General features: G+C 36.7%; 4 protein-coding genes. All 4 read right to left on the reverse strand.

Annotated features, from left to right (window positions below; all coding sequences use genetic code 11):
* Positions 1-2,426: glycosyl hydrolase family 18 protein (locus JZO83_RS12990; protein ID WP_207116022.1), on the reverse strand; the 2,426-nt coding region annotated here is incomplete at its 3' end.
* 395 nt (positions 2,427-2,821) lie between these two features.
* On the reverse strand, positions 2,822-3,397 hold the full coding sequence (locus JZO83_RS12995; protein WP_206853468.1) for a TetR/AcrR family transcriptional regulator: 576 nt from the start codon (positions 3,395-3,397) through the stop codon (positions 2,822-2,824).
* A gap of 17 nt (positions 3,398-3,414) precedes the next feature.
* Positions 3,415-4,083 (reverse strand): ABC transporter ATP-binding protein, encoded by a 669-nt coding sequence (locus JZO83_RS13000; RefSeq protein WP_206853466.1) that lies wholly within the window; start codon positions 4,081-4,083, stop codon positions 3,415-3,417.
* A 15-nt stretch (positions 4,084-4,098) separates the two neighbouring features.
* A complete protein-coding gene (locus JZO83_RS13005; RefSeq protein ID WP_207116023.1) occupies positions 4,099-5,169 on the reverse strand; it encodes an ABC transporter permease in 1,071 nt (356 codons plus the stop codon).
* Positions 5,170-5,200 lie beyond the last annotated feature (31 nt).

Genomic DNA, 5,200 nt, shown 5'->3' on the forward strand with positions numbered 1-5,200 from the left:
AACGTTTTGACAACTAGTGCTTTACTTTCTTCTGAAACATTTCCTGCTGCATCAAATGCTTTTACTGTATATGTGTATTCGGTATTTGGTGTCAAACCAGCATCAGCAAATGTAGTTGTTGCTGTTTGACCTACTTGTTTGCCATCACGGAAAACATAGTAACCTGCTACTGCTACATTGTCAGTTGAACGAGTCCAAGACAATGAGACATTTTTCTCACCGATCGTTGAAGCTTTCAAATCTACTGGAATTGAAGGTGCTTCTAAATCTGCCGGTGCTTTTTCTAATGTTTTTACAACTAATGCTTTACTTTCTTGTGACACATTTCCCGCGCGATCAAATGCTTTTACTGTATATGAATATTCAGTATTTTCAGTTAGACCTGCATCAGTAAATGTAGTTGTTGCTGATTGACCTACTTGTTTGCCATCGCGGAAAATATAGTAGCCCGCTACTGCTTTATCATCTGTTGATTTTGTCCATGATAGTGAAACATTTGTTTCGCCGATCGTTGTAGTTGTAAGACCTGTTGGTACTGACGGTGCTTCTGTATCCGGTGTACCTGGTTCAGTTGTTGAGTCTTCACCAAAGATGACTTGTTTATTGATTTCAATTCCTTCATCACCAATTCTTTGGCTTAAAGTGATTGAGTCGATATTGTCAACAGCGACATCTGCTTCAGCAGCGCTTGAGCTTAATCTGAACTCATAAGATGCACCTGGCTTGATTTCTTTCCCATCGTAAACAGAAGACAAATCAACGATTGCAGCGCCATCCACGTTTGTTACTTTACCTGCTTTGTAATCGCCAGCGCCAAGTTTTTCATTTGTCGCCATTGGAATCACTAATTTAGGTAATTTGATTGTTTCTTGTGAAAATTCAACTAATTTCAATACAGAAGAAGTTTCTTCCATTTTTTCCTTGTTCGTAATTTTTACATCGTAACCACTCACGCCATATTGTGTATACGTTGAGATCTCAACATCGACATCCAATGGCGTACTCTTGATTTCAAATTCTGGAAGTTTTTCACTGCCAAACAATCCTTGTTTGATTGCATTGGTCAATTTATCGCGTTTTGTTCCAGTTGTTTCTTTATCTTGTGATTGTTGCCATGAAATGATTCCACCAAGTTGATTTTCTTTCACATACTCAGTTTTATAAGTGACTGATTTTTCATTTTCATAAGTAAAGAATTCGCCAGTTGTTTCGCTGTACATAAATGGCGCTTTCGCTACGTCATCCCAATATTCTTTCAAGCCAGAAGTATTGCCAAGTAAAGTTGTGATATCTCGATATGGCCATACACCACTTGCGCGTCCACCGTCACCTACTGTTAATGGATTTTTATTTTTTGCTCCATAACTTGGTGTTTGGTCCGCATCTTTATTTGATTGTGTTGCTTTTTGGAATAATCCTGGAGTTTCTGCATTGTCCCCTTTTGCTACTTCGTTCCATCCACGAGTATAGAATGCTGCACCAATAACGATTTTCTCTGAAGGCGCACCTTTTTCACGTAGGTATTCAACTGTTTGGTCAACAGAAAAACCATTGTCATAGTTAGGATCATCTGGATTTCCATAAAGTGCTGAATGGTGACCACTTGTGTCCGCCCATGCACCAGTTAAGTCATAAGTCATGACATTTGCGAAGTCTACAACTTCAAATAATCGTTTTACGTCGATTCCTGAATTTAATTTTCCTTGTGCTGCTGGTAATGCCACAGACAATTCATATGTTTTACCTAATTCTTCACCTTGTTTGTCGATCGTTTCGCGAATTTCGTTCAATAATGTTATGTAATTTTCTTTGTCTTCTGGTTTTGCGTGTGGTGTTCCTTCGTCATTTTTGTTATCCACTAAATCTGGTTGACGAACATCCGCTGGATACTCCCAGTCCACATCCACAAAGTCCATATTTGTATACTTAATAAATTTTGCGACATTATCTACAAGGTTCTTACGTTTCGTTGGGTTTGCTGCTACTTCAGAGAAATCACCTGATTTAGACCAACCACCTAATGAAACACCAATTTTCATGTTTGGATTTTTTCCACGTAAATCTTGAATTGCATTTAAGATACCAGAACTAGCAGAATTCCATTGTACGCCCGGTAATCCAACAGGTGCGCCAGTCGCTGCGTCTGCATCAGTAAAGACTAACTCGCCATTACTATCAAAATCTAAAAAGGCAAAATTCAGGTGTGTCAATTGATCAGCTGGGATATCTTTTGGATAAAAGTTTCCTTCGCCGCCCCAAATCGACCAGTCACCATAGTACATTACGTTTCTATAACTTGCTTGCTGTTCAGTCTGTTGGATTTCTTCAGCATTCACTACAGACAATTGTCCAACTGTAGGAAGTGCTGTTGAAACAACAGAAGAAAATAACATTGCTGCCAACCCAATTTTTTTAACACTTTTCATTTTTAACTCTCCCCTTTTTTTACCCTATTCACTTTTCAAAAAACAGTTTATGTAACCAAAAAACACAAAAATATGTTATTCATTCCCCCTCTATTTCTTTCAAATAGTGAGTTAAACTCATGAAGCTTGTGTTGCTAAAAAAATATTATCACCTGATAATAGCCTTTTCAAGCGTTTCCTTAAAATTAATTTATAAATCGATTAAAACACAATGGTTATATTTCTATTTTATAATTGTTATTATTAAAAATCTTTATATTCCTTATTTTTTAACTCTTTTTCTCAATTACCATATAAATTAGATATCACTCATTATTCTAATCTAAAAATAACAATCATCTAAAAAAGAATAACAAAAAAACTTCAAAAGAATCAAAAAGACTCTTTTGAAGTTTTTACTCAGCTAATACACCGTGAAGATATAAATCGATCAATTGTTCGACACTAAACGGATTTTCAAGTGAATTTGACGATTCCGTAATGTATGGTGCTAACAGAAGAAAAAAATGTTTTGCAGCTATTTCTGTTGTAACATGCGTACGCATCAAAGGCTGATTTGTCGAAAAGATCACTTCAAATGGTTCACGATAACTTTTTTTCCACAAGCTAAAAAGATGATTTCTCGTCTCGGCAGAAAGGTTTGATTTTAAATCATGGTGCATCATAAAAAGGTCTAAAAGATGGGTATCGATCAAATACTTCGTCATTTTAGTCAAAGATTGTTTAAAATCAAGTTTATTCTCTTCTAAAATCGCTCTTAAGTCTGTACCTACAGTACTCAAATGCTCTTCTAAAACTGCACAATACAATTTTTCTTTATCACTAAAATAATGATAAAGGTTTGGTTGGGTAATTCCAGCATTTTTGGCAATCTCCCGTGTTGAAGTTCCTTGATAGCCTTTTGACATAAATAAACGATTCGCTTCTTTTAAAATTTTCTCTTGTGTATCCTTATTGTATCGATGGACCAAATTTTACACCCTCTGACTTATTTTTTTTCTTGAAAGACACCATCTTCTATCATAAATACTTTATCACATCTGTCAATAAGTCGGGTATCATGAGTAACCATAATGATTGCTTTATTTTTTTCCTTCGATTCTTTCGCTAAGATCTCCACAACTTCTACTGCTTTTTCCGAATCTAAACTAGCCGTTGGTTCGTCCGCTAAAATGATGGAAGGATCATTATAAAGTGCTCGGGCAATTGCAACTCTTTGTCGTTCGCCACCTGAAAGATCTTCTGGATATTTATTGAGTAGTTTATCGACACCAAGTTGTTCGAACAATTGCTTCGCTTCGTCTTGTCGATTTTCGTGTTTGATTTTATCGACTAACATCAGTTGCTTCTTGACGGTCAAAAACGGGACCAGATTGGACGCTTGAAGAATAAAACCGATTTCCTTGAAGCGTAATTTTACCCTTTTTTTCTCCGGTTGTTCACTGAAATCTTCTCCATTGATTTTCACGATTCCCTTATTGGGTGTCTGTAAACCTCCCGCAATCGTCAAGAAGGTACTCTTTCCGGAACCAGATGGTCCAATGATCGCGACAAATTCTCCTTTATCGACACTCATATTTGTTTTTTTCAGCGCTTGGATGGTTTGATCACCATCTTTAAAGCTTTTTTCAACGTCTATAAATTCAATTGCTTTCATTTTCCATTCCCCTTTCTATCCGATTGCTTTTAATGGATCGATTTTTACGATCGTTCTCACTGAGAAGAGTGCCCCTAAAATGGCGACAATCAACATCATCACACTAATGACACCGAAAAACAGCCAGTTACTTTGGAAAGGAACGGCATCGGGTAAAACAAGCGAGGTAACGAACGTTCCAAATAATCCAAGTGCCACACCGAAAAACGAAAGTAAGAATGTTTGTGCAACCACTGAACGGGCAATAAATCCGCCTGTGACTCCTTGTGCTTTAAGTACACCGAAAATATTGATTTTTTGCATTGTCAAAACATAGATGAATATGCCGATCACGATTGCAGCAATCACGATCAAAAAGCCGATCATGAAACCAAAAGTCAATACTTGCGCATTGTATCCTGGTAATTCATTGATAAATTTGGATATACTGATCTTTTCCAAATCACTTGGCAAGTTTTCGACATCTCCTCGGACAACTACTGCATTGATACGTGCATTCTCAGTCGCATCTTCTTTTTCAAATCGAATCTCTTGATATGCATTGATCGTTGTATAAACAACTGGCGAGACATTGAATTTTGCATTTTCAGTGAAACCAGTCAACTTGAACGTCTTATCGCTTCCTGATAATTTGATCGTATCACCGATATCTAACCCATATTCTTCTTTTAAACTGATATCACCAACCGCTTCATCATTTGAATTGAACTCTTCTCCTTCCACGATATTGGGCATAATAAATTGATTTTGATCGATCCCGAAAAAACTAACATTGACTTTATCTGCATCAGGACGATCTGGACTTGTAACTACGCCAGGTGTTTGAGCTAAATAAGCGACTTGATCACCTTTCACTTCTTCTGCTGTCTTTTTCGTGATCATTGACATCCCTAAGTTTGTGTTGGCATCCTTCGATAAGACAATAGTATCAGCTTCCCATTTATCCACAGCAGTACGATTGTCTTGTGCTAAACCATAGGCTAATCCCGTCAAAAAAAAGACAAGATAAGCTATTAGAAACATCACACCTGTCACTAAGGCATAACGTAATTTTGAATGAATAATTTCATTTAGTGCTAAAAACATAAAAATACCTCCTAAAAATTTATCAAGTGAT

Source organism: Enterococcus sp. DIV1298c (genome assembly GCF_017316315.1).
GTDB classification, from domain to species: Bacteria; Bacillota; Bacilli; order Lactobacillales; family Enterococcaceae; genus Enterococcus_B; species Enterococcus_B mangumiae.

Bases quoted from the DNA above. Each gene is read 5' to 3' on its own strand.
- JZO83_RS13000 (WP_206853466.1), bottom strand. From the start codon at position 4,083: ATGAAAGCAATTGAATTTATAGACGTTGAAAAAAGCTTTAAAGATGGT.
- JZO83_RS13005 (WP_207116023.1), bottom strand. From the start codon at position 5,169: ATGTTTTTAGCACTAAATGAAATTATTCATTCAAAATTACGTTATGCC.